Source organism: Alloyangia pacifica (assembly GCF_900116195.1).
Classification (GTDB): Bacteria; Pseudomonadota; Alphaproteobacteria; order Rhodobacterales; family Rhodobacteraceae; genus Salipiger; species Salipiger pacificus.
In genome coordinates this window covers 124932-149982 of record NZ_FOZW01000004.1, presented here as the reverse complement: position 1 = coordinate 149982, position 25051 = coordinate 124932, and the positions used below count along the sequence as shown (strand labels likewise).

Below are 25051 nucleotides of genomic sequence, written 5' to 3'. Positions count from 1 at the left end.
AGGCCCCGATGCGACAGGTCCGTGCGGCGATCATCGCCGCACTTTTCATTCCGGGCACCCTTTCGGGCCTGCTCTTTCCCACATCCGCACAGGCTCAGGACGTCACCCTGCGCTCCCGCGACGGCGGAATCGAGCTGAGCGGCACCATGCTTGGCTTCGACGGCGAGTTCTACCGCATCGACAGTCGCTACGGCGAGCTGACCGTGGATGCCTCCGGCGTGCTCTGCGAAGGCGTCGGCTGCCCCTCGCTCACCGATTTCGTTGCGGAACTGCGCATCTCGGGCGCCGCGACCATGGGCGAGCTGCTGATGCCTGCGCTGGTCGAGAGCTTCGCGCAGCGCAACGGCTACGGTGCCGAGCGCAGTACGCTGGCCGAGGGCGGGACGCGCTTTTCCCTCAGCGATGGCGACCGACTGATCGGGCGGTTCGACATCGCGCCTTCGAGCACCGACGAGGGTTTTGCCGACCTGTTGGCAGACGAGGCCGACATCGTGGTGGCCCTGCGCGAAATCCGACCGGCCGAACAGGAGCTCGCGCGGCAGGCGGGACTCGGTGATCTGACCCGCCCCAACCGCAGCCGTGTGCTCGCGCTCGACGCTCTGCTTCCGGTGGTCGCACCGGACAACCCGGTGACCGAGGTTTCGATGCCGCAACTGGCCGGGATCCTGTCGGGCGAGGTCGACAACTGGCAGGCGCTTGGCGGCCCCGATGCCCCCATCGTGCTGCATCTCCCACGCGAAGGCTCCGGGCTGGTGCAGGCGCTCGAGGACCAGCTGCTGCAGCCCCCTGCCCTGAGCCTGCGCAGCGCCGAGACGCTGCGCCACCAGAGCGCCGCCGCGCTCTCCGCCGCGGTGGCCGGAGATCAGCTCGGCCTTGGCTTCGTCAGCGCTGCCGAGATCGGCAATAGCCGCCCCGTGGTCCTGACCGGCACCTGCGGCTTCCACCTGCGCGGCACTCGGCAGGCGATCAAGACCGAGGACTACCCGCTGACCATGCCGGTCTTCGTCTATCTCCCGGCCCGCCGCCTGCCCAAGCTGGCCCGCGAGTTCCTCGAATTCACCCGCTCGGCCCCCGCTCAGATCGTCATCCGTCGCGCGAATTTCGTCGACCAGACCCCCGAGGAGCTGCCGCTGGACGCGCAGGGCGACCGGCTCTCCAACGCCATCGCCGTGGCCGAGGGCGAGGACGGTCTGGCCGAGCTGAAGCGGCTGGTCGCCACGCTGGAACCGATGCGGCGCCTGACCACCTCCTTCCGCTTCGAGGCGGGCTCATCGGGGCTCGACGCGCAGTCGCGCTCGAACGTGCAGCAGCTCGCCCGAGCGCTGGAGCTGGGCGAATACGACGGGCGCACACTGGTCTTCATCGGCTTCTCCGACGGACAGGGCCCGAGCACCGACAACCTCAAGATCGCCGCCGAGCGCGCGGCGTCGGTCCGCGACGCGGTGGTCGCCGCCGCCGAGGCCAGTGACCTTGCCGGCATCACGCTGGAGACCGATGCCTTCGGCGAGGCCATGCCCATGGCCTGCGACGACACGGTCTGGGGCCGACAAGTCAATCGCCGCGTCGAGGTCTGGCTGCGCTAGGCCCTAGAGCAGCCCCTCGGCCCGGAAGCTCAGCTCGCGCGAGCGGCCGATCACCAGATGGTCGTGCAGGGTGATGCCCAGCACCTCGGCCGCCGCCTGGATCTGCGCGGTCATCTCGATGTCGGCACCGCTGGGGGTGGGATCGCCCGACGGGTGGTTGTGCACGAGAATGAGCGCGCTGGCGTTCAGCTCCAGCGCCCGCTTCACCACCTCGCGCGGATAGACCGGCACGTGATCCACCGTGCCCCGCGCCTGGGGCTCGTCGGCGATCAGGACGTTCTTGCGGTCAAGAAACAGGATGCGGAACTGCTCGGTCTCGCGGTGCGCCATGGCGGTCTGGCAATAGTCCAGCAGAGCCTCCCACGAGCTGACCACCTGCCGCTGCAACACCCGGCTGCGGGCGAGCCGGTGCGCCGCCGCCTCGACGATCTTCAGCTCGGTCATCACCGCATCCCCGACCCCATCGACATCGCGCAGGCGGGCTGGGGACGCGGAGACCACGGCGTTGAAATCCCCGAAATGCTCGAGCAGGCGGCGGGCGAGCGGCTTCATGTCCTGCCTCGGGATGGCGCGGAACAGAAGCAGCTCCAGCAGCTCGTAGTCTGGAAGGGCATCGGCACCACCGCTGAGGAACCTGTCCCGCAGCCGCCTCCTGTGGTCGCGGATGTAGGAGGGCAGCGTCCGCCCGCCCTGCGCGGGCCGCACTGGTGTCTCGTCGCCGGCAAAGAGCGAGGGCTGGCTGTCCGAGAAATGGCGGGGCGGGCTCATGCCTTCAGCGTGGCGGCACCGTGGTTAGAAAAGCGTTAAGAGCAGAAAGGCCGCGCCCGGAGCGCGGCCTTTCGGTCGAGGGTATAGCATCTCTGCCTGAGACGCCGCCCGCGCCAATCGCGCGGGGACATGGCCTCAGCCTTTCATCGAATCCCAGAACCCCTTCACCGAAGAGAAGAACGTCTTCGATTCCGGGTTGTTGTCCTCGGACTGATCTTCGAACTCGCGTAGCAGTTCTTTCTGGCGCGAGGTGAGGTTCACCGGGGTCTCCACCGCAAGCTCGATGAACATGTCACCGGCTCCGCCGCCGCGCAGCGCGGGCATGCCCTTGCCACGCAGGCGCATTTGGCGACCCGACTGGCTGCCCGCGGGGATTTTCACCCGGCTGCGGCCGCCGTCGATCGTCGGCACCTCGATGTCGCCACCGAGCGCAGCCGTGGTCATCGACACCGGGACGCGGCAATGCAGCTCGGTGCCTTCGCGCTCGAAGATGCCGTGCTTGCGCACCTCGATGAAGATGTAGAGGTCGCCCGGTGGACCGCCGCGCATCCCCGCCTCGCCTTCACCGGCCAGACGGATACGCGTGCCGGTCTCGACCCCTGCCGGGATGTTCACCGACAGCGAGCGTTCCTTCTGCACCCGGCCCTGGCCGCCACAGCCGCTGCAGGGGTTCTTGATGATCTGTCCGAGACCCGAGCAGGTCGGACAGGTGCGCTCGACGGTGAAGAAGCCCTGTGTCGCACGGACCTTGCCCATGCCCGAGCAGGTCGGACAGGTGACCGGCTCCGCGCCGCCCTCCGCGCCCGAGCCGTGGCACTCGCCGCATTGCACCGAGGTCGGCACGTTGATGGTCTTCTGCAGGCCGCCGTAGGCCTCTTCGAGCGTCACGCGCAGGTTGTAGCGCAGGTCCGCCCCGCGCGCCGCACGCTGACGCCCGCCGCCGCCGCGGCCGCCGCCCATGAAATCGCCGAAGAGATCGTCGAACACGTCGGAGAAGGCAGAGGCGAAATCGCCCTGCTGGCCGAAGCCGCCGCCGGGACGTCCACCGCCGCCCATGCCACCCTCGAAGGCGGCGTGCCCGAAGCGGTCGTAGGCCGCTTTCTTGTCAGCGTCCTTCAGGACCTCGTAGGCCTCGTTGATTTCCTTGAACTGAGCTTCCGCGTCAGGGTTGTCCGCATTCCGGTCGGGGTGAAGTTCCTTCGCTTTCTTGCGATAGCCCTTCTTGATCTCGTCCGCGGAGGCCCCTTTGGCGACGCCGAGCAGCTCGTAATAGTCACGCTTGGACATACATGCCCTCCTTGGCCGGAACAGAAAAGGGCCGGTCCGGCATCCGGACCGGCCCCCGTCTGGTTCCGCTATGGCTTAGCTGCGCTTGCGGTCATCGAGGTCTTCGAAATCCGCATCCACGATGTTGTCGTCATCCGACGGGCCCGACTTGTCGCCGGCGTCGTCGGCATCGGCCTCGGGGGCGCTATCGCCCGCTTCGGCCTGCGCCTTGTAGATCGCCTCGCCCAGTCGCATGGCCACTTCGGTCACGTTCTGGATGCCGGACTTCAGCTTCTCGCCGGTCACGTCGTCCTTCTCGAGGTCATCCTTGAGCGCGGCAACCGCGAGCTCGATGGCTTCGATGGTCGACGGGTCGACCTTGTCGCCATGCTCCTCGATCGACTTCTCGGTCGAGTGGATGAGGCTTTCCGCCTGGTTGCGGGCCTCGACCAGCTCCTTGCGCTTGCCGTCCGCCTCGGCGTTCTCCTCGGCGTCCTTGACCATGCGCTCGATGTCCTCGTCGGTGAGACCGCCGGACGCCTGGATGGTGATCTTCTGCTCCTTGCCGGTGCCCTTGTCCTTGGCCGACACGGAGACGATGCCGTTGGCGTCGATGTCGAAGGTCACCTCGATCTGCGGCATACCGCGCGGTGCCGGCGGGATGTTCTCGAGGTTGAACTGGCCGAGCAGCTTGTTGTCGGCCGCCATCTCGCGCTCACCCTGGAAGACACGGATCGTCACGGCGCCCTGGTTGTCCTCGGCGGTCGAGAAGATCTGCGACTTCTTGGTCGGGATCGTGGTGTTGCGATCGATCAGGCGGGTGAACACGCCGCCCAGCGTCTCGATGCCCAGCGACAGCGGGGTCACGTCGAGCAGGACCACGTCCTTCACGTCACCCTGCAGAACACCAGCCTGAATGGCGGCGCCCATGGCGACCACTTCGTCCGGGTTCACACCCTTGTGCGGCTCCTTGCCGAAGAACTTGGTCACCTCTTCGATGACCTTCGGCATACGGGTCTGACCGCCGACCAGAACGACCTCATCGATCTCGTCCTTGGTGATGCCGGCGTCCTTCAGGGCTGCCTGGCAGGGCTTGATCGAGTTCTTGATCAGATCGCCGACGAGGCTTTCCAGCTTGGCACGGGTCAGCTTCATGACCATGTGCAGCGGCTGACCGTTCGAGCCCATCGAGATGAACGGCTGGTTGATCTCGGTCTGGCTCGAGCTCGACAGCTCGATCTTGGCCTTCTCGGCAGCTTCCTTGAGACGCTGCAGGGCCATCTTGTCCTTGGTCAGATCGACCTGGTGCTCTTTCTTGAACTCGTCCGCCAGGTAGTTGACGATCCGCATGTCGAAGTCTTCACCGCCGAGGAAGGTGTCACCGTTGGTGGACTTCACTTCGAAGAGGCCATCGTCGATCTCGAGGATGGTCACGTCGAAGGTGCCGCCGCCGAGGTCATAGACGGCGATGGTCTTGGATTCTTTCTTATCGAGGCCATAGGCCAGCGCAGCCGCGGTCGGCTCGTTGATGATGCGCAGCACCTCGAGACCGGCGATCTTGCCAGCGTCCTTGGTGGCCTGACGCTGGGCGTCGTTGAAGTACGCCGGAACCGTGATGACGGCCTGGGTCACTTCTTCGCCGAGGTAGCTCTCGGCGGTTTCCTTCATCTTACCGAGGATGAAGGCGGAGATTTGCGACGGCGAGTACTTCTCACCGCGTGCCTGCACCCAGGCATCGCCATTGCCGCCGTCCACGATGCTGTACGGGACGATGTTCTGGTCCTTGGTCACTTCCGCATCGGTGGTGCGGCGACCGATCAGACGCTTGACGGCGAAGATGGTGGCTTCCGGGTTGGTCACGGCCTGCCGCTTGGCGGGCTGGCCGACGAGGCGTTCGTCGTCGGTGAAGGCGACGATCGACGGGGTGGTACGTGCGCCTTCGGCGTTTTCGATCACACGTGCCTGGCTGCCGTCCATGATGGCGACGCAGGAGTTCGTGGTGCCGAGGTCGATACCGATCACTTTGCCCATGATTCGATCCCTTTCCAATTCAAGGCGATGACGCGAGGCATACGGACCCGTTACGGCATCCAGCCCCGCTTGTTGAAGAAGCCGTCCGGCGGGGGCCTCGCGGCGTTCGGAGGGTATATAAGGAGGGGGTTTGAGCCCTGCAAGCGGCCATGGCGGGGCTTTGCCTGCATTTGGGGTGAATTTCTTTGCACGTCGCCACGGAATGCCCGAGAAGAAGGCCATGACGGCCCCTCTCGACATCCGCGGCTTCCGGCTCTTTCCGGGCTTCCTCGATCGCCCGGCGCAGGAGGCGCTGGTGGTGGTGCTGCGCGAGTTGCTGCATGTCGCGCCGCTCTACCAGCCGGTCACCCCGCGCGGGCAGAAGATGTCGGTGCGGATGAGCGCCGCGGGCCGCTTCGGCTGGGTCACCGACCGCCGCGGCTACCGCTACGAGCCGCGTCATCCGCAGGGCATGGACTGGCCGCCGATTCCCGAGGAAGTGCTGGCGATCTGGCGCACGGTCGCGGGCGTGGCGCGCGACCCAGAATGCTGCCTGATCAACTGGTACGGCGAGGGCGCGCGCATGGGGCTGCACCAGGACAAGGACGAGGCGGATTTCTCCTGTCCCGTAGTCTCGGTCTCGCTCGGCGACGAGGGGCTCTTTCGCATGGGAAACGAAGAGCGCGGCGGCAAGACCGAGTCAGCCTGGCTGAAATCCGGCGATGTGGTGGTGATGGGCGGCGCGGCCCGGCTGAAGCATCACGGCGTCGACCGCATCCGATTCGGCTCGTCGACACTGCTGCCGCAGGGCGGGCGCATAAACCTCACCCTGCGCGTGGTCACCTGAGCTTCAACGCATGAGCTCGCAGCAGCCGGACAGCGTTCCGCTGATCCGACCGGTCAGCACCAACGTCGCCGAAAGCCCGTAGAGCCGGTCCGACATGCCGTCGCTGCACTGCGCCTCGGGGCTTGCCACCAGCACCGCTTGCAGATGGTCGGCGCCCGCCACCGCGCTGTACGGCCAGAGCCGGCCGCCAGCGGTCTCGAAGGGCCCGGCCTGCAACGTTTCCTCGGGGCTGTCCGGTGTGTTCCAGGTGGCGAGCTCGCCCTGCCGCACCTCGTAGGACCAGAAGGGCTCGGTGCCGAAACAGCGCAGCCCCTCGACCTGCGGCAGACTGCCCTTTGCTTCGGGAACGAGGAAAGCCATGGAAACCCAGCCGACGCCCTCGCCGGTCACAATCCGCCCCCATGTCCCTGCCGCGTTCAGCGCGCTTACCTCGACACCGGACGCATCGGGCGCAAGCGTCCCGAGCAGATCGGCTCCGGCCTCTGGCGCGGCGCGGATGTTCAGCACGTCATCCGCAGCGACGCCGGACACCGCGTGGAAGGCGGGCAGATGCTGCGCCGTGGCGGCGCTGGCAGACAGCAGAGCGGTGATCGCGAATGTAAGGCGCATGAAAGGCCTCTCCCCGGCAGCTTGCCCCGCCATCATGTGGCAGAGCGCAGTGCGCCGTCCAGCCCGCAGCGCCTAGCGCCGCGCCGACCAGGAGGCGGAGGCGTGCTTGCGGGTGTAGAATTCGCCCATCAACCCGATCATCAGCAGCACGATGGCGACCCACAGCGCGTATTCCCAGCTGGAGTTGCGCGGGAAATAGTTGGCGAAGGCATAGCCGCGCGCCTGATCGATGGTGTGAAAGAGCGGGTTCCAGTCGAAGATCGCCAGCATCCCCGGCGTCAGCGAATTGGCGACGAACATCTTGCCTGATGCGATCATGTTGGCGCGCTGATAGACCGTGGTGAGGATCGACACCGGCGTTGGGAACCAGGGCTTGGCCGCGAGGAAGACCATGCCGATCGCCGCCCCCGAGAACCACGACAGCAGCAGCATCGCCATGGCGCCGATAGGATCGTGGATCTCGGACATGACGAAGGGATTGAAGGCCACGTCGTAGACGAAGAGAATGGCGAAGAGCGACAGAACCTGGATGTAGAGCGTCGAGAGCATCGCCGAGGCGATGGCGATCGCCGTGTTCATCGGGGCGTGCTGCATCATCGGGCTGGCCGGCCCCTCTGACCCGGCCACCGCCCCCAGCGTCTTGGTGTGGGTCATGTAAAGAAAGACCCCGGTCATGATGTAGATCATGAAGTCGCCACGGATCGCCGTGCCGCGCATGCCCAGAATATGGAACATGAAATAGAAGGCCAGAACGAAGATGATCGTCTGCAGCATGTTCATGAAGATCGCCATGAAGGCATTGCCGTGGCTCTTCCGCACGGCGCGAACTGAATTGTGGTAGATCAGCTCACAGATGTAGAGGGCGGATCCCAACCGAGAGCGCGGCTTGGTGGTCTGAAACATGGCAACACTGCTCCGGTACTGGCTGAAACCAACGGGTCTTCTTGCCCATCTTGACGCAGCGCAGCATAAGTGTCGCAGGCTTTCAAATCAATAAATCCGCACCGCGGAAGGGAGTACTGCCTTGAATTACGAAAATCTTGTTACCGTGATCCGTCGTCTTGCCCTCGAAGCCGGGGACAAGATCATGGAAATTTACAATTCAGACGATTTTGAAGTGAAGTCCAAGTCCGACTCCAGCCCGGTGACCGAAGCCGACGAAGCCGCCGATGCCCTGATCTCTGCCGGTCTGCGCGAAGCCTTCCCCGACATGCCGCTGGTGACCGAAGAGCAGGCAGACAGCCACGACGTGGAGGCGATGACCTTCCTCATCGTCGACCCGCTCGACGGCACCAAGGAATTCGTCAACCGCCGCGGTGATTTCACCGTCAACATCGCGCTGGTCGAAGACGGCGTGCCGACCTTCGGCGTGGTCTACGCCCCGGCCAAGGACCGCATGTTCTACACTGACAGCGTCGGCAACTCGGTCGAGGAGATGGGCCCCTTTGACAAGGAAACCCCCGGCGAGACCAAGCCGATCAAGGTGTCCAGCCCCGACAACTCCGCCCTGCTCGTCGTCGCCTCGAAGTCGCACCGCGACCAGGCGACCGACGATTACATCAACAAGTACAGCACCGCCGACATGAAGAGCGCTGGCTCCTCGCTGAAGTTCTGCCTCGTGGCCACCGGCGAGGCGGACATCTACCCGCGTCTCGGCCGCACGATGGAATGGGACACCGCCGCCGGCCAGGCGGTGCTGCAGGGTGCGGGCGGCCGCGTGGTGCGCTTCGACGACCACACCCCGCTGGCCTACGGCAAGCCCGGCTTCGCCAACCCGTTCTTCATCGCCTACTCGCCCGACGTCGTTCTCAAGGACGCCTGAGACGGCCATGGCCGTCCTGCCGGTCAGCGTGGTGATCGTCAGCCGCGGACGTCCCGCGGCGCTCGATCTCTGCCTGACCGGCGTGGCGCAGCTCGACCACCCCGATTTCGAGGTCGTGGTGGTCACCTGCCCCGAAGGGGTTGCGGCCATCGAGGCGCGCACCGACCGCGAGCACATCAAGCTCGTCGCCTTCGACGAGGCCAACATCTCGGTCGCCCGCAACCTCGGCATCGCGCAGGCGGCAGGCGAGATCATCGCCTTCATCGACGACGACGCGGTGCCCGAACCGCTCTGGCTGCAGCACCTCTGCGCGCCCTTTGCGGACCCGGCGATCGCCGCCTCGGGCGGCTTCGTGCGCGGGCGCAACGGCATCTCCTTTCAGTGGCGGGCCAGGTCCGTGACCTCCGATCTGCGAGAGCGTCCGCTCGATCTGGACGTACCCGGCCCGCATCTGCCCACCCTGCCCGAGGGAGAAACGGTCAAGCTGCAGGGTACCAACATGGCGCACCGGCGCGGCCCGCTGGCGGCCATGGGCGGCTTTGATCCGGCCTACCGCTTCTACCTCGACGAGACCGACCTCGACCTGCGCCACGCCGCGGCGGGGCACCGGGTCGCCGTCACGCCGCTGGCCGAGGTGCACCACGGCTATGCGCCCAGCGACCGCCGCGGCGCGGACCGCACGCCCCGCAACCTGACCGAGATCGGCGCGTCGATCCGCTGCTTCCTCGACCGCCACTGCCCGACGTCCCGACACGGCGCCGCATGGGCGCGCCTGCGCGAAGACCAGCGCGACCGCCTGCTGCGCATCATGCAGCGCGGCCCATTGGGCGCGGATGATGTTCTGCGGCTGCTGCGCGGACTGGAAAAGGGCTGGCAGCAAGGTGCTGCACGCGCCACAAAGGACCCGCTGCCGACCATCGGTCCGGCCCTTGCGCCCTTCCGTCCCTACCCCGGTCGCCCTGCCGCGGAGCGTGTTATTTTGGCGGGCCGATTCTGGCAGCGCGGCGCCCTGCGCCGCCGCGCCGAACAATCTGCGTCCGAGGGAAAGATTGTCACCATCTTCCGGTTTTCGCCCACCGCGCTGTTTCACAAGCAGAGCTTTCACGAAGGTGGCTTCTGGGAACAGGCCGGAGGGCTTTTCGGCCGCAGCGAGCGCAGCGGCAAGTTGCTGCAATTCTGCCGTTTTTCGACTCGGGTCCGCCGAGAAAACTCGCGCCTTGAGGGGGCACGTGGGCGATTGCCCGCTTTGCCCTTCCCTCGCCCCTAGATTTACTTTTACGCTACCGCAGCAATATGATTGTTATGAATTGATTCACCCTAAGCCTTCAGGCCTAGCACCAGTCCCCAGGAGCACCTTTCATGGCCCGCAAAGTTACAAAAGCGATTTTCCCCGTCGCCGGTCTCGGCACCCGCTTTCTCCCCGCAACCAAGTCGGTCCCGAAGGAGATCATGACCCTGGTCGACCGCCCGCTGGTGCAATACGCCATCGACGAGGCGCGCGCCGCAGGCATCAAGGAGTTCATCTTTGTCACCTCCCGCGGCAAAGGCGCGCTTGAGGACTATTTCGACCACGCCCCGCAGCTCGAGCGCGAGCTTGAAGCCAAGGGCAAGGACAAGCTGCTGAAGGTTCTTCAGGACACCAACATGGACTCGGGCGAGATCGCCTACATCCGCCAGCACAAGGCGCTCGGCCTCGGTCACGCAATCTGGTGCGCGCGCCGTCTGATCGGCAACGAGCCCTTCGCGGTGATGCTGCCCGACGACGTGATCGCAGCCGACAAGCCCTGCCTGCAGCAGATGGTCGAAGCCTACGAGGAAGTCGGCGGCAACATGGTCGCGGCGATGGAAGTCCCCGCCGACAAGGCGTCGTCCTACGGCATCCTCGACGTCCAGGAAGACATGGGCTCGCTGGTGTCGGTCAAGGGCATGGTCGAGAAACCCGCCGCGGGAACCGCACCGTCGAACCTCGCGGTGATCGGCCGCTACATCCTGTCGCCGCAGATCCTCGAGAACCTCGAGCAGAAACAGGTCGGCGCGGGTGGTGAAATCCAGCTCACCGACGCCATCGCAAGACAGATCGGCACCGACGAAGGCGTCTACGGCTTCCGTTTCAACGGCCAGCGCTTCGACTGCGGCTCCAAGGCGGGTTTCCTTCAGGCCACCGTGGCGTTTGGCCTCAGCCGCGACGAGCTGCGCGACGATCTCGAAGGCTACCTGCACGAGGTCATGTCCTCGCGCAAAGCCGCGCAGTAAGGACGATCAGAGTCCCCGTATGACCAATGTTCTGGTAACCGGCGGCGCGGGCTATATCGGCTCGCACGCCTGCAAGGCACTGAAGGCGGCGGGCTACACGCCCGTCACGTATGACAACCTCGTCACCGGCTGGGAACAGGCGGTGAAATTCGGTCCCTTCGAGAAGGGCAGCCTGTCGGACCGCGCGCGGCTTGACGAGGTCTTCGCCAAGTACCAGCCGGTGGCAGTGATGCATTTCGCCGCGCTCAGCCAGGTGGGCGAGGCGATGTCGCAACCCGGCCTCTACTGGCGCAACAATGTCGAAGGCTCCCTGACCTTGATCGAGGCGGCCTGCGCGGCGGGCTGCAAGACCTTCGTCTTCTCCTCGACCTGCGCCACCTATGGCGAGCATGACAACGTGGTGCTCGACGAGGACACCCCGCAGATCCCGCTCAACGCGTATGGCGCATCGAAACGCGCGGTGGAGAACATCCTGCGCGATTTTGCCGCGTCGGACGGGCTGAACCACGTGATCTTCCGCTACTTCAACGTGGCGGGCGCGGACCCCGAGGGCGAGGTGGGCGAACATCACCGCCCCGAGACGCACCTGATCCCGGTCATGCTCGAGGCGATCGACGGCAAGCGTCCGGCGCTGACCATCCATGGCACCGATTACGATACGCCCGACGGAACCTGCATCCGCGACTACGTGCACGTCATGGACCTCGTGGACGCGCATGTGCTGGGCCTCAAGTGGCTCGAGGCGGGCAAGCCATCCTCGGTCTTCAACCTCGGCACCGGAAAGGGCTTCTCTGTCCGCGAGGTGATCGACGCGTCGCGCACGGTGACCAACCGCGAGGTGCCGCATTCCGAGGGGCCGCGCCGCGCCGGCGATGCGACCAAGCTGGTCTCCGGCTCGACCCGCGCGCTGGCGGAGCTGGGCTGGGAGCCGTCGCGTTCGACCATGCCGCAGATGATCGCCGATGCCTGGAACTGGCATCTCAATGGGCATTACGATCACTGAGCCCGTTCAGCCCCCGGCCCGGCTGCTCGACCTGACCCGCCTGGTCAGCCGCGCCGGCCGGGTGATGACCGGGGTGGACCGGGTGGAACACGCCTATCTGGACCGGCTCCTGCGCGAGCCGGTTCCGCTTTTCGGCTTGGTGCGGACCTCCCTCGGCTACCTGCTGCTCGACGGCGCGGGCTGCGCCGAACTTCTGGCACGCCTCACGACGCAGGACTGGCCCGAGCCCGACCTGCTTGCCCGCCTCGCGCGCCGCGAGGACCCGCTTCGCGCCGGGGCGGAGACCGTGCTGCGTCGGGTCACCCTCTCCCGCGCGATCCCTGCGCTTCTGGGGCCCATGCTGCGCCGCCACCTGCCCTCAGGCACAGTTTATCTCAACACCGGGCACACCAACTTCACCCAGACGGTGATCGACGCACTGCGCAGCATCGACGCCGCGCGGCTGGCGGTCCTTCTGCACGACACGATCCCGCTCGACTGGCCGCAATACCAGCGCACGGGCAGTGCCGAGCGTTTCGCCGCCTTTCTCCGGCGGGTGGGCGCGCAGGCCGACCTGGTGATCTGCAATTCCGAGGTAACCCGCACCGACATGGCGCGGCATCTGGGAGCCGACTCTGTGCCGGAGGCTGTCGTCGCCCATCTTGGATGCACGCCCCCCGCACCCGGGACCGCGGCCGAGGGGCCCTGGACCGGCCAGCCCTATTTCGTCGTGCTCGGCACCATCGAGCCGCGCAAGAACCATGCGCTGCTGCTCGACATCTGGCGCGACCTCGCCCCGCCCGCGCATCTTCTGATCTGCGGACAGCGCGGCTGGAACAACGCCGAGGTTTTCGCGGCGCTCGACGCGGGCATCCCAAACGTGCACGAACTGCCGGAGCTCGACGACGCGCAGATCGCCGCCCTGCTGACGCAGAGCTCCGGCCTGCTCTTTCCCAGCTTCGCCGAGGGCTACGGGCTGCCGCCCGTCGAGGCAGCCGCCCTGGACGTGCCCGTGCTCGCCGCGCCACTCCCGGTGCTGCGAGAGGTGCTCGGCGATATACCCATTTACGCAGACGAATCGGACCGGTATCTTTGGGCCTCAAGAATAAGGCAAATGGCCAAGCCAATGGCCAAGGGGTATCGGGCGCAACCGGACGAGGCGGAGGCCACGCAGGCAGGGTTTGTCCCGCCGACGTGGGACGCCCATTTCAAAGCCGTGTTAACCCTGATCTGATAGCCGGCCCACAAGCCGGCAGAGGGGCCTTGCCCCATACGAGGGAAGTTTTGTGGGTGCATGGCAGTCATACAGGCTTCGGCTGCAGCGCAAGCGGTGGCTGATCCGGGCGTTTCGCAAGCGGCGCGAACTGCGCTGCGTCGCCGACCGTACCGACCGTATCCGCCCCTCCGACCTGATCGTCTTCTGTACCGCCCGCAACGAAGGCGTGCGCCTGCCGTGGTTCCTGAAGTTCTACCGCAACATGGGCGTGAACCATTTCGTCATGGTCGACAACGACAGTACCGACGGCTCGCTCGACTACCTTGCAAGGCAAGATGACGTTTCGGTCTGGCACACCCGGGGCAGCTACAAGCGCTCGCGCTTCGGAATGGACTGGATCAACTGGCTGCTGCGCAAGTACGGCGACGGACACTGGGTGCTGGTGGTCGATCCGGACGAGCTGTTTCTCTATCCCTTCTGTGACACCCGCCCGCTGCGCGCGCTGACCGACTGGCTCGATGCCTCCTCGATCAAGAGCTTCTCGGCCATGCTGCTCGACATGTACCCCAAGGGACGGCTCGACGCGCAGCCCTACAAGGCCGGTCAGGACCCGCTGGAGATCGCCTCGTGGTTCGACGCGGGCAACTACTCGGTGAAGCGCAACGCCCGGTTCGGCAACCTTTGGATCCAGGGCGGCCCACGCGCCCGCGTCTTCTTCCCCGACCAGCCCGAGCGGGCCCCCGCGCTCAACAAGGTGCCGCTGGTCAAATGGGACCGGCGCTACACCTACGTCAGCTCGACCCACATGCTGCTGCCGCGCGGGCTGAACCTCGTCTACGACGAATGGGGGGGAGAAAAAGCCTCCGGCCTGCTGCTGCACACCAAGTTCCTCGACACCTTCAACGCCAAGGCCGAGGAAGAACTGGCCCGCAAACAGCACTACGCCGGCTCGACCGAGTATATCGCCTATGCCGACGGCATCCGTGACAACCCCGACCTCTGGTGCAAGTGGTCCGAGAAATACATCAACTGGCGCCAACTCGAGATTCTCGGCCTCATGTCCAAGGGCAACTGGGCATGAGCGTCGGGATCATCATGCTGGTGCACACCGCCTTCGACCGCGCCGAGCAGGTGGCGCGCCACTGGGCGAACGCCGGCTGCCCGGTGGTGATCCACGTCGACGAGAAGGTCTCGAAAAAGACATTCAGTGCGTTCTCTCAGGCCCTGTCGGACCTGCCGCAGGTGCTGTTCTCGCGCCGCCACCGCTGCGACTGGGGCACCTGGGGGCTGGTCGCCGCCAGCCAGGACGCCGCAGAGCTGATGCTCGAGAGCTTCATCGACGTGCGGCACGTCTACCTGACCTCCGGCTCCTGCCTGCCCCTGCGCCCGGTCGAAGAGCTGATCGACTATCTCGACGCGCGGCCGCACACCGACTTCATCGAGAGCGCCACGACCGCCGACGTGCCCTGGACGGTGGGCGGGCTCGACCACGAGCGCTTCACGCTCTACTTCCCCTTCTCCTGGCGGCAGAACCGCTACCTCTTCGACCGGCTGGTCGAGGTGCAGCGCTGGCTGCATGTCACCCGCCGCATCCCGAAAGGCGTGGTGCCGCACATGGGCAGCCAATGGTGGTGCCTGACCCGCCACACCCTGTCGTCGATCCTCACCTCGCCGCAGCGCCGCCGCCACGAGCGCTATTTCAAACGCGTCTGGATCCCCGACGAGAGCTACTTCCAGTCTCTCGCCCGGCTGCATTCGCGCAACATCGAAAGCCGGTCCCTGACGCTGTCGAAGTTCGATTTCCAGGGCAAGCCGCACATCTTCTACGACGACCACCTGCAGTTGCTGCGCCGTTCGGACTGTTTCGTCGCGCGCAAGATCTGGCGCCATGCGGGCTGCCTCTACCAGGCCTTTCTGAACCACCCCGAGAGCGCCGCCAACCGACAAGAGCCGAACCCCGGCAAGATCGACCGCATCTTCGCCAAGGCAGTGGACCGCAGGACGCGCGGACGCGCCGGGCTCTACATGCAGTCGCGGTTTCCCAACTTCGGCTGGGAGAACGGCATGACCGCGGCGCGATACTCGGTGTTCCAGGGCTTCGCGGAGCTGTTCCAGGACTTCGAGCCCTGGCTGTCACGCGCCACCGGCGCACAGGTGCACGGCCACATCTTTGCGCCGGAAAGGGCGGAGTTCGCAGGGGGCCAGCGGGTGCTGAACGGCGCGCTGTCCGACAATGCGGCACTGCGCGACTGGAACCACAAGGCCTTTCTCACCAACCTGATCTGGAACACCCGCGGCGCGCGGCAATGCTTCCAGTTCGGCCCGCACGATTCCCCTCATGTCATGTGGGACATGGCGCGCGATCCCAATGCGCAGATCAGCGTCATCTCGGGCGCCTGGGCCGTACCGCTGTTCCGCTCCGGCGGCGATTTCGCTGCGTTGCGGGCCGAGGCCGCCGCACTGCAGAAGGCCGAGCACCAGCTGCTCGACCAGCTGCGCTCGCCCGAGGCCAAGGCCCGCATCCGCATCTGGACCATGGCCGAGTTCATCGAAGCCCCGATGGAGCCGCTGCAGATGATCATCGACGAGATCGGGCAGAAGGAGCCGAGGCGTTTTGCCGAAGCGCCGATCATACAGGATCTCACCGGATTCGGCCGCTTCCTGCAGAACCTCAAGAACCAGGGGATGCACCCTTACCTGATGGGCGACTTCCCGGTCGAGCCCGCCCCGCGTCCCAGCGCCTCGCCCGCGCACAAACCCTACCTCGTGAAGAACTGAGTTTTCATGTCCGACCGTTTCGACAGTTTCGTCGTCTTCGCCGAGATGCGCACCGGCTCGAATTTCCTCGAGACCAACCTCAACGCGTTGGAGGGGGTCACTTGCCATGGCGAGGCCTTCAACCCGCATTTCATCGGCTACCCCAATTCGAGCGAAATTCTTGGCATCACCCAGGCGGAGCGCGACGCGGACCCGCAGCGCCTGCTGCAGGTGATCCGCGAGGCCACGCCCGGCCTCGGCGGCTTCCGCTTCTTCCACGACCACGATCCACGCGTGCTGCAGACGCTGCTGGACGACGCGCGCATCGCCAAGATCGTCCTGACCCGCAATCCGGTCGAGAGCTACGTCAGCTGGAAGATCGCGCAGAGCACCGGACAGTGGAAGCTGACCAACGTCAGCAAGCGCAAGGACGCGCAGGCCGAGTTCGACGGAGCCGAGTTCGAGGCGCATCTGGAGCGCCTGCAGGATTTCCAGCTGCGGCTGATGAAAGCGTTGCAACTGAGTGGTCAGACGGCCTTCTACGTGGCCTACGAGGACCTGCAGGACGTCGGGGTGATGAACGGCCTCGCCAAGTGGCTCGGCGTCCCGGCCAGGCTCGACTCGCTGGACACGAAGCTCAAGCGGCAGAACCCGGAGCCGGTGGCGCAGAAGGTCGCCAACCCCGAGGAGATGAAGCGCGCGCTCACCCGGCTCGACCGGTTCAACCTGACCCGCACGCCCAATTTCGAGCCGCGCCGGGGACCGGTGGTGCCTTCCTATGTTGCCGCCGCCGAGACGCCGCTGCTCTACATGCCGGTCCAGTCCGGCCCGACCGAGGCCGTGCGCCGCTGGCTCTGCGCGCTCGACGGCGTCGCGGACAGCGCGCTCACCTCCGATTTCAGCCAGAAAACATTGCGCCAGTGGAAGCGCGCCCGCCCCGGCCACCGCAGCTTCACCGTGGTGCGCCATCCGCTGGCCCGCGCGCACGAGGCGTTCTGCACACGCATTCTGGCCACCGGGCCCGGCAGCTACAACCGCATCCGCAACACCCTGCGCCGCGCCCATGGCGTGCCCCTGCCCGAGGGCTCGCCCGGCCCCGACTACAGTCTCGCGCAGCACCGCGACGCTTTTGCCGCCTTCCTCATCTTCCTGAAGGCCAACCTCGCGGGGCAGACGGCGGTGCGGGTCGACGGGCACTGGGCCTCGCAGGTGCAATGCCTGCAGGGCATGGCCGAGTTTACCCTGCCTGACATGATCGTGCGCGAGGACGAGATGCCGGTCTACCTGCCCGCGCTGGCAATGCAGGTTGGCCATGCCGCGCCGCCCGAACCGGTCGCGGTGGCCGCAGCTGCACCGCATGCGCTGGCGGACATCTACGACGGCACGCTCGAAGCCCTCGCGCGCGAGGCCTACCAGCGCGACTACCTGATGTACGGGTTCGGCGACTGGGGCTGAGACCGGCGCCAAGGCGGGGCCTGATACGGGGGCCGAACCGGGCCTGCCCGCCACGCGTCCCCGGAAAGCAAAAGGAGCGGACCGTCCGGCCCGCTCCTCGAAGCATCTTCTGTAGCCCGACTCAGGCCGCCTGCGACGAGCGATCCTCGGTCAGAACCGCATAGAGCGTCGACGGATCGGGATTCGCCCGCAACTTGGTGCAGAGCGCCGCGTCGCGCAGCGAGCGCGACACCAGCGCCAGCGCCTTCAGGTGCTCCACGCCTGCGTCCTCGGGGGCGAAGAGGGCAAAGACGATATCCACCGGCTGCCGGTCCACCGCCTCGAACTCGACGGGTTTCTCCAGCAGGATGAACACGCCGTGCACCTGGTCGATGCCGGGGATACGCGCATGCGGCAGCGCGACGCCATGGCCCACACCGGTGGGGCCAAGGCTCTCGCGCTCCATGAGGGCCTCCACGGCCGAGGCCGCGTGAATGCCATAGGCGGATTCGGCCAGCTCGGCGATGTCATGCATCAGCCGCTTCTTGCTGCTTGCCGCCGCGACGACCTTCACGGCCTGCGGTTTCAGAAGTTCAAGAAAGGTCATTGACCGCCCTTTACAGTCTGCTCGAAGGCGCCGATCCACCGGCTGCGCAGATCCTTACGGATCGATCCAGCCGATATTGCCGTCCTCACGCCGATAAACGACGTTCACGCCATCCTTCTTCTCATTGCGGAAGACCAGCACGGGGGCTCCGGCCAGTTCCATCTGCATCACGGCTTCGCCGACGGTCAGAGAGGGGATCTTTGTCTCCATCTCCGCCACGATGATCGGCTGCAGCGAGTCAGGCTCAGCGTAGTCCTGCGAGTCCTCTTCGCGGGCGAGGATATACGAGGCCGCGTTGTGGAGTTCAACGGGCTCCACGCGATCCTTGTGATGGTCCTTCAGCCGCCGCTTGTAGCGCCGCAGCTGCTTATCGATCTTCTCGCCGCAGCCATCGAAGGCCGCGTAGATCTCGGTGGCCTTGTCCTTGGCCGAGGTGGTCAGCCCCGTGGAGAGGTGAACCGTGACCTCGCAGACGTATTCATGCGCACTCTTGGAAAAGGTGATATTCGCATCGGTCGGGCGCCCGGAGTACTTCGCGACAACTTCGCCAAGCTCTTGTTTGACATGGGTTTGGAGCGCGTCGCCGATGTCGATCTGCTTACCCGTGATCTGATAGCGCATCTTTGTTCCTTCTCTCTTTGGATCCGTATCGCATCCAGCCCTAGGGCTGCCTCAGATGTGGTGCGGATCAGGGGTGACGCAAGCCCGCTGCAGAATGGATCCGGGGGTCCCTCTCCTCGGGGGACGCGTGTTCCGGAGCTGCAGAATAACGGTGCGTCATAACCTCATTTGAGGTCAGCCAGCCCCGTTTTGTCAATGATCTGTCGCAAAGGGGTGAGCCCATCATAGGCGGATTCTCTCGGAGAATCGCTTCAGCTGATGCGGAAATTCTCGCCAAGGTAAACGCGGCGCACGTTTTCGTTCTGGACGACCTCGGCCGGGGTTCCCGACATGAGCACCTGACCGTCGTGCAGGATATAGGCGCGGTCGACGATCTCGAGCGTCTCGCGAACGTTATGGTCAGTGATCAGCACGCCGATGCCGCGCTTCTTCAGGTCGGCGACGAGGTGGCGAATGTCGCCGACACTGATCGGGTCGACGCCGGCGAAGGGCTCGTCGAGCAGCAGGTACTTGGGGTTGGCGGCAAGGCAGCGGGCGATCTCCACCCGGCGCCGCTCGCCGCCCGAAAGGGCCAACGCGGGCGCGCGGCGCAGGTGCTCGATGGAAAAGCTGCCGAGCAGCTCCTCGAGCCGCTCGCGGCGGCGGTGCCCGTTGCTCTCGGCGATGTCCAGCACAGCCGCGATATTGTCCTCGACCGAGAGCCCCCGGAAGATCGACTTTTCCTGCGGCAGGTAGCCGATGCCGAGCCGCGCGCGGCGGTACATCGGCAGGAAGGTCACATCGCGCCCGTCGATGGTGACCTGACCGCCCTCGGGGTTCACCAGCCCGGCAATCGAGTAGAAGGTCGTCGTCTTGCCACAGCCATTCGGCCCGAGCAGTGCGACGACCTCGCCCCGGTCAAGCTTCAGCGTCACGTCGCGGATGACGGTGCGCTTGCGGTAGCTCTTGCGCAGGTGTTCGACCCGCAGGCCCTGGCCGCCTTCGGTCACGGTGAGGTTGGGGCGGGCCATCAGTTCTGATCCTGCCCGCTGCCGCCCTGATTGATCACCGTCTGGACCCGACCGGCCATCTGCGCCGTGCCATCGGTCAGGTTCACCACCATGCGCTCGGAGGTCAGCGCGTTGGCGCCCTGGGTCAGCAGGACGTTGCCGGTCATCACGACGGTGCCGGCGTCGATATCGTAGTCGGCCTGCTCCGCCTCGGCGGCTTCCTCGCCGCTGACGAGAGTCACGCCGCCTCTCGCCTCCATGCGCTGGATGCGACCCTGGCCGCCGTTCTGCCCTTCTGCGTAGACCACGAGGACGCGCGGAGCGGCGAGGCGCATGTCGCCCTGCCCGATCACCACATTGCCGGTATAGAGCGCGGTGCCGTCTCCCTGGTTCACCTCCAGCTGGTCGGCGGTGACCTCGACCGGGGCACTTGTGTCCTGAGTCATGCCGCCGAACGCGACCTGCGTGCCCTGGGCAGCGGCAAGGCTGGCCCAGGTAATCAGGGCAATCGTCGATGCGGCAATGCGAACCATGATGAACTCACTCATTTTTGGGATCGTATATCAGCTTCACGCCGTCGGTGAAAAGCAGTTGCACGTCATCCGCTTCGCCGCCTGTGGTAATTTTCAGCCGCCCGGCCGTGAAAGACCCTGCCGGTCCCTCGCCGCTGACCGGTGCAAGCGTCTCTGCCTCGATGCGATCCAGCGCAGTGCGCATGGTCTCGGTAATCATTACGTAGCCGGTCGAACTGGTGATCCGCACACCCTTCTGCAGCAGCGCGCCCTGCTGATCCTCGTCGATCGTCGCAAGGTCGGCGTCGAGCGTCAGCAGGCTGCCGTCGGCCATGTCCATCGTGGCGGAAAAGGCGTCAGCTTCCAGCGCGCCATCCATTGCCCCGGTCGGTCGGGCACGCGTGGCCGTCATGTTGATCGCATCGCCCCGCGCGGTGGTTCCCGTATAGTGGGGCTCCATCGCTGCAGCGGAATCGGGCACCTTGCCTTCGGCGAACGGCAGCTCCCGCGAGGTCTGCGTCGCCCGCGACAAAAGAAAGAGCGTCGACAACAGGGCCAAGGCCACCAACGGAAGCAGGATCTTCAGCCAGGCAATCAGCCGCGAATATGTGTCACCACGCTGCACCATGGGTCACGCATGCGCAAAGATGTCGGTATCCGGCCAGCCGGCGAGGTCGAGCTTCGCGCGGGTCGGCAGGAAATCGAAACAGGCTTGGGCGATCTCGCCCCGGCCTTCGCGCTCCAGCATCGCGTCGAGGACATCCTTCAACCGGTGCAGATGAAGCACGTCCGACGCCGCGTAGTCGAGCTGCGCCGGCTTCAATTCGGCGGCGCCCCAGTCGCTGGATTGCTGCTGTTTCGAGATATCCACGTTCAGCAATTCGTGCGTCAGGTTCTTCAGCCCATGCCGATCAGTGTAGGTGCGCACCAGACGGCTGGCGATCTTTGTGCAATACACCGGGGCCGCCAGCGCGCCGAAGCTCTTGAACATGGCGGCGATGTCGAAACGTCCGAAGTGAAAGAGCTTCAGCACCTGCGGATCTTCCAGAAGACGACAGAGATTGGGGGCCTCGGTCTGGCCTCGCGCGATCTGCACGAGGTGCGCATCCCCGTCGCCCCCCGAGAGTTGCACGACGCAGAGCCGGTCGCGGTGCGGATTAAGCCCCATGGTCTCGCAGTCGATCGCGACAACCGCGCCAAGCTCGAGCCCGTCCGGCAGATCTCCCTGATAAAGATGGTTCGCCATGATGGCCCCTTCGCTTGCAACTCACCCGCAGCCCGCACATAGGCCCCCGCCAGACACCATGCAACTCCGACAGCGGCGGGCGGACGGCCACAATTCACACCATGCACCCCGAAATTAAGACATTCGCAAGCCCTGATGAGGCAACTTTAGGGCGCTCATGGGTGGTGATTCGGGCCTTGATCTCCCGGAAACCATAGCTCTGTAACATTCCGTGATCTTCCTGGATCACCTCTGACGTGTCGCCCGAAAACACGCGGTCCTTCGTTCTCCGCAGGTCTCCCCGCCGCGTAAATCGCGCATGCCTGCGTGGATGCACATGAGCAACTGTTTCCACTCAATGAAAATCCCCGACCTCCCCTCTGCCGCGCGAGGCGAGCGATTGGCCATATCCCCCGCACAAATCCAGATGTGGACACTTACTTTGAGGCGACAGGAAACAAGCAGGGCCAATACGGCTCCTCCGCTGTTTCCGAAATCGCCTCTAACACGCCGCGACCGACCGGCGTCCCAGAGTGATTTCCGGCGCTTTCGCTCCCCTTCGGAGGGGGAACCACATCCCTTTGCGCGGCACCAATCCGACTGGTCGTCGCACCTACCCGTTCGTCCCAAAGTTGCACTCTAAAGGTTGAGTTGACGAAGACTTTTCTCAAATGCATAAGCTTTCTTGTCGGCCGGAAAGCCTTATTTCCGCCACATCTCGGCACTTGGGGTTGGTGCTTCCACTTTTGGGAGTGTTTGTGAGTCTGCTGAAGTTCGTTCGGAACTGACACTCGGTCATCGCCGGTATTTCCGTACCGCATTGCCTGCTGGCGATGCTCAGGATGCCTGCTTGCCGTGTCTTAGCCGGATATTCGTGCCGCCTTGCATTGCTTCCGTCGATGAACCTCGAGGAGGTCGCCTTGACGATGCATGCCCGCCAGCCGCTTACCGCGGCGGTCGAAATCGAGACCCTGATCGATGAAACGCTGTTCGGCGCTCCGCGCCCGATGGCCTATCGCGCACACTTCAAGCGCGTGCTCGACGTGGCGCTCGTCCTGCTCCTCGCCGTCCCCGCGCTCGCCGTGGTGCTGGCCTGCGCATTGCTGGTCGCAAAGGACGGGCATTCGCCGCTCTACCTTCAGAAGCGGGTGGGACGGAATGGCCGGGTATTTCACATGTGGAAGCTCCGCTCGATGGTCCCGAATGCCGAGCGGCTGCTCGAAGCACACCTTCGGGCAAACGAAGGCGCCCGGACGGAATGGGAGTTCAACCAGAAGCTGCGCCAAGATCCGCGCATCACGCCGATCGGCCATGTCCTCCGCAAGAGCTCCATCGACGAACTGCCGCAGCTCTGGAACGTGCTGAAGGGCGACATGTCCCTGGTCGGCCCGCGCCCGATGATGGTCGACCAACGCGCCATCTACCCCGGCAACGCCTACTACGCGATGCGCCCCGGCATCACCGGTTTCTGGCAAACCTCGGTGCGCAACGAGTCGAGCTTCGCCGAACGCGCCCAGTTCGACAGCGCCTACCTTCGGGAGATGTCCTTCGTCACCGATCTCAAAGTGCTGCTGCGCACCGTGAAAGTGGTCTGGCACGGCACCGGCTGCTGAGCCGGGACACATTGCAGAACCAATGGGCCCGCGCCGCTGCGCGGGCCTTTTTCCTGTCTGCCCCGTGTCAGCACGCGGGGCGGAAAACGCGAAGGGCGCACCGGTCTCCCGGTGCGCCCTGTCACTTGCAACGTCGTAAGAGGTGATCAGCCGTTCGGCAGGATGACGATCTCGACGCGGCGGTTCTGCTGCTTGCCTTCCGCCGTCAGGTTCGACGCGATCGGCTGCGCTTCGCCGCGGCCGATGGACTGCACGCGGTAGGAGGGCACGCCCTGCTGCATCAGCAGCGAAGCCACCGAGGCGGCGCGGCGCTGCGAGAGCGACTGGTTGTATTCCGCCGAGCCGTCGCTGTCGGTGTGGCCGATCACCTGCACGGTGGTGTTCGGATACTCCAGCAGGCTGCGGCCCACGGTGGCAATATCGCCCTGCAGGTCGGGGCGCAGCGAGGCGCTGTCGGTGGCAAACAGGATGTCCTGCGGCATGGTCACGATCAGGCGGTCACCGGTGTTGGTGATGCCGACGTTGTTGCCCAGCTGCTGCCGCAAAGCGGCTTCCTGCTTGTCGAGGTTGTTGCCGATCAGGCCGCCGGCGATGGCGCCCGCAGCGGCACCGGCCAGCGCGTTCTTGGTGGCGTCGGAGTTGTTGCCGCCGATGGCGCGGCCCGCGACGGCGCCGCCGAGCGCGCCGATCAGCGCGCCGTTCTTCGCCTGGCGGTTGGGGTCGTTGACGTCAGTACAGGCGGTCAGCGCCATGGCTGCTGCAAGCGTCAGGAAAACTGTGGTCTTTGCCCGGAACATGTAATGCCTCGTGTCATTTGCCCAAGATGGGTGTGCCCCAGTTATAGTGCGGAAAAGACCGCAGCCAATGGGCACCCCCACACATTGTTGGCAAGACTTCGCGCATCCCTGTCACATGGACAGGGCAGCCGGCCTGTCAGAGCGCGACCTCCTCGGCCTCGAGCCGCGCCGCCTCCCAGGCCAGGATCGCGCGCTTGACCGGCAGGCCCCAGTGGTAGCCGCCGAGCCCGCCGGATTTGCGCAGCGCGCGATGGCAGGGGATCAGCAAAGAAACAGGATTGCGCCCTACCGCCGTCCCCACGGCGCGCACCGCGCGTGGGCTGCCGATCGCCTCGGCAATCTCGGAATAGCTGGTGACATGGCCCGAGGGGATGCGCATCAGCGCCTCCCAGACCTTGATCTGGAAGGGTGCGCCGATCAGGTAGATCGGCACCTCGCCCTCCTGCTGCACGCCGAAGGCGGCCAGCACCCAGGGCCGCAGGAACATCGGATCCTCGATGAACTCCGCCCGCGGCCAGCGCGACAGCAGGTCGCGGAAGGTCTCCTCCTCGCCCGCCTCCGCGGCAAAGCCCATGCCGCAGATGCCCTTTTCGGTGCCCATGACCAGTGCCGGACCGAAGGGGCTCTCGAACCAGCCCCAGAAGATCGTCAGCCCCTGCCCGCCCCGCGCGAACTCGCCGGGACTCATCGCCTCCCAGCGCAGGAAGAGATCGTGCAGCCGCCCGCCCCCCGAGAGCCCCGCCGCATGCGCCGTCTCCAGCGTCGAGAAGCGGTCGGTGAGCAGCGCCTTGGCGTGGCCAAGCGCGAGATATTGCTGGAAGCGCTTCGGCGAGACCCCGGCCCAGCGGGAAAACAGCCGCTGGAAATGCGCCGGGCTCATGTCCATCTGCGCCGCGAGATCCTCGAGGGTCAACTGCGGCCCGCCCGCATCGATCAGCTCGATCGCGCGGCGCATGACGTTGAAGTGGTACCCCTGCTGTGCAAGCTCGCCCATCGCGGCCTCCTGTATCTCTGCTCCTGAAATAGCGGGAAACCCGCGCTACGCGCGACCCGAATGTTGCGCAAGCGGCGCGGACGGTACTTGCGTATTTGCCAAAGAGAAGAAGGCGGACTTGCGGCAGAAGGCCCGCCGTTGCATAG

The 25051-nt window shown here is 65.6% G+C and carries 24 protein-coding genes; 11 read left to right on the top strand and 13 right to left on the bottom strand.

Annotated features, from left to right (window positions below; genetic code table 11):
* Positions 1-8: 8 nt before the first annotated feature.
* The gene (locus tag BM397_RS10210; RefSeq protein WP_092423567.1) at positions 9-1583 is read left to right on the top strand and encodes a phosphate ABC transporter substrate-binding/OmpA family protein; all 1575 of its coding nucleotides are present in this window, start codon (positions 9-11) and stop codon (positions 1581-1583) included.
* A 3-nt stretch (positions 1584-1586) separates the two neighbouring features.
* Here the strand turns inward: BM397_RS10210 and radC are convergent, their stop codons facing one another.
* From radC to dnaK, 3 genes are all read right to left on the bottom strand, one after another.
* Positions 1587-2351, bottom strand: a complete 765-nt coding sequence (gene radC / locus BM397_RS10205) for a RadC family protein (RefSeq protein WP_092423565.1) — start codon at positions 2349-2351, stop codon at positions 1587-1589.
* A 135-nt stretch (positions 2352-2486) separates the two neighbouring features.
* Positions 2487-3638: a molecular chaperone DnaJ gene (dnaJ, locus tag BM397_RS10200; RefSeq protein ID WP_092423563.1), complete on the bottom strand. Its 1152-nt coding sequence runs from the start codon at positions 3636-3638 to the stop codon at positions 2487-2489.
* A 75-nt stretch (positions 3639-3713) separates the two neighbouring features.
* Positions 3714-5648 carry a molecular chaperone DnaK gene (dnaK, locus tag BM397_RS10195; RefSeq protein ID WP_092423560.1) on the bottom strand — a complete coding sequence of 645 codons (1935 nt, stop codon included), beginning with the start codon at positions 5646-5648 and terminating at the stop codon, positions 3714-3716.
* A 202-nt stretch (positions 5649-5850) separates the two neighbouring features.
* Between dnaK and BM397_RS10190 the strand changes: the two genes are divergently transcribed.
* Positions 5851-6474: an alpha-ketoglutarate-dependent dioxygenase AlkB family protein gene (locus BM397_RS10190; RefSeq protein WP_092423558.1), complete on the top strand. Its 624-nt coding sequence runs from the start codon at positions 5851-5853 to the stop codon at positions 6472-6474.
* Positions 6475-6477: 3 nt separating this feature from the next.
* Here the strand turns inward: BM397_RS10190 and BM397_RS10185 are convergent, their stop codons facing one another.
* Together BM397_RS10185 and BM397_RS10180 are read right to left on the bottom strand one after the other, a co-directional pair.
* Positions 6478-7083 carry a COG3650 family protein gene (locus BM397_RS10185; protein WP_176806585.1) on the bottom strand — a complete coding sequence of 202 codons (606 nt, stop codon included), beginning with the start codon at positions 7081-7083 and terminating at the stop codon, positions 6478-6480.
* A 72-nt stretch (positions 7084-7155) separates the two neighbouring features.
* Positions 7156-7986: an ABC transporter permease gene (locus tag BM397_RS10180; RefSeq protein WP_092423556.1), complete on the bottom strand. Its 831-nt coding sequence runs from the start codon at positions 7984-7986 to the stop codon at positions 7156-7158.
* Positions 7987-8107: 121 nt separating this feature from the next.
* On the opposite strand from BM397_RS10180, the gene cysQ reads away from it, so the two are divergent.
* From cysQ to BM397_RS10140, 8 genes are all read left to right on the top strand, one after another.
* Positions 8108-8905: a 3'(2'),5'-bisphosphate nucleotidase CysQ gene (gene cysQ, locus BM397_RS10175; RefSeq protein ID WP_092423554.1), complete on the top strand. Its 798-nt coding sequence runs from the start codon at positions 8108-8110 to the stop codon at positions 8903-8905.
* A 7-nt stretch (positions 8906-8912) separates the two neighbouring features.
* On the top strand, positions 8913-10172 hold the full coding sequence (locus BM397_RS10170; RefSeq protein ID WP_092423552.1) for a glycosyltransferase family 2 protein: 1260 nt from the start codon (positions 8913-8915) through the stop codon (positions 10170-10172).
* A 92-nt stretch (positions 10173-10264) separates the two neighbouring features.
* Positions 10265-11158, top strand: coding sequence for a UTP--glucose-1-phosphate uridylyltransferase GalU (gene galU / locus BM397_RS10165; RefSeq protein ID WP_092423550.1), 894 nt, complete (start codon positions 10265-10267; stop codon positions 11156-11158).
* A gap of 19 nt (positions 11159-11177) precedes the next feature.
* Positions 11178-12161 carry a UDP-glucose 4-epimerase GalE gene (gene galE, locus BM397_RS10160; RefSeq protein ID WP_092423548.1) on the top strand — a complete coding sequence of 328 codons (984 nt, stop codon included), beginning with the start codon at positions 11178-11180 and terminating at the stop codon, positions 12159-12161.
* Positions 12142-13374: a glycosyltransferase family 4 protein gene (locus BM397_RS10155; protein ID WP_092423546.1), complete on the top strand. Its 1233-nt coding sequence runs from the start codon at positions 12142-12144 to the stop codon at positions 13372-13374. The genes galE and BM397_RS10155 overlap by 20 nt, the downstream gene beginning before the upstream one ends.
* Before the next feature lie 52 nt (positions 13375-13426).
* Complete coding sequence (locus BM397_RS10150; RefSeq protein ID WP_092423544.1) at positions 13427-14437, top strand: glycosyltransferase family 2 protein; 1011 nt, start codon at positions 13427-13429, stop codon at positions 14435-14437.
* Complete coding sequence (locus tag BM397_RS10145; protein ID WP_092423542.1) at positions 14434-16134, top strand: DUF5927 domain-containing protein; 1701 nt, start codon at positions 14434-14436, stop codon at positions 16132-16134. Before BM397_RS10150 ends, BM397_RS10145 begins: the two co-directional genes overlap by 4 nt.
* 6 nt (positions 16135-16140) lie before the next feature.
* On the top strand, positions 16141-17568 hold the full coding sequence (locus tag BM397_RS10140) for a nodulation protein NodH (protein ID WP_092423540.1): 1428 nt from the start codon (positions 16141-16143) through the stop codon (positions 17566-17568).
* 121 nt (positions 17569-17689) lie between these two features.
* On the opposite strand, the gene BM397_RS10135 is transcribed toward BM397_RS10140, so the two are convergent.
* The 6 genes from BM397_RS10135 to BM397_RS10110 form a co-directional block, all read right to left on the bottom strand.
* Positions 17690-18154 carry a PTS sugar transporter subunit IIA gene (locus BM397_RS10135; protein ID WP_092423538.1) on the bottom strand — a complete coding sequence of 155 codons (465 nt, stop codon included), beginning with the start codon at positions 18152-18154 and terminating at the stop codon, positions 17690-17692.
* 54 nt (positions 18155-18208) lie between these two features.
* Positions 18209-18775 (bottom strand): ribosome hibernation-promoting factor, HPF/YfiA family, encoded by a 567-nt coding sequence (gene hpf, locus BM397_RS10130; RefSeq protein WP_092423536.1) that lies wholly within the window; start codon positions 18773-18775, stop codon positions 18209-18211.
* Between the two features lie 251 nt (positions 18776-19026).
* A complete protein-coding gene (gene lptB / locus BM397_RS10125) occupies positions 19027-19785 on the bottom strand; it encodes an LPS export ABC transporter ATP-binding protein (RefSeq protein ID WP_092423534.1) in 759 nt (252 codons plus the stop codon).
* The gene (locus BM397_RS10120) at positions 19785-20297 is read right to left on the bottom strand and encodes an LptA/OstA family protein (RefSeq protein ID WP_092424053.1); all 513 of its coding nucleotides are present in this window, start codon (positions 20295-20297) and stop codon (positions 19785-19787) included. Before BM397_RS10120 ends, lptB begins: the two co-directional genes overlap by 1 nt.
* 7 nt (positions 20298-20304) lie before the next feature.
* Positions 20305-20904 (bottom strand): LPS export ABC transporter periplasmic protein LptC, encoded by a 600-nt coding sequence (locus BM397_RS10115; RefSeq protein ID WP_092423532.1) that lies wholly within the window; start codon positions 20902-20904, stop codon positions 20305-20307.
* 3 nt (positions 20905-20907) lie between these two features.
* A complete protein-coding gene (locus BM397_RS10110) occupies positions 20908-21522 on the bottom strand; it encodes a ribonuclease D (RefSeq protein ID WP_092423530.1) in 615 nt (204 codons plus the stop codon).
* Positions 21523-22421: 899 nt separating this feature from the next.
* Between BM397_RS10110 and BM397_RS10105 the strand changes: the two genes are divergently transcribed.
* Positions 22422-23114: a sugar transferase gene (locus BM397_RS10105; RefSeq protein ID WP_281241931.1), complete on the top strand. Its 693-nt coding sequence runs from the start codon at positions 22422-22424 to the stop codon at positions 23112-23114.
* A gap of 146 nt (positions 23115-23260) precedes the next feature.
* On the opposite strand, the gene BM397_RS10100 is transcribed toward BM397_RS10105, so the two are convergent.
* Both BM397_RS10100 and BM397_RS10095 read right to left on the bottom strand, forming a co-directional pair.
* Positions 23261-23911, bottom strand: a complete 651-nt coding sequence (locus tag BM397_RS10100) for a YiaD family glycine zipper/OmpA-like lipoprotein (protein WP_092423526.1) — start codon at positions 23909-23911, stop codon at positions 23261-23263.
* Positions 23912-24047: 136 nt separating this feature from the next.
* Positions 24048-24905, bottom strand: a complete 858-nt coding sequence (locus BM397_RS10095) for a methylated-DNA--[protein]-cysteine S-methyltransferase (RefSeq protein ID WP_092423524.1) — start codon at positions 24903-24905, stop codon at positions 24048-24050.
* Positions 24906-25051: the final 146 nt, after the last annotated feature.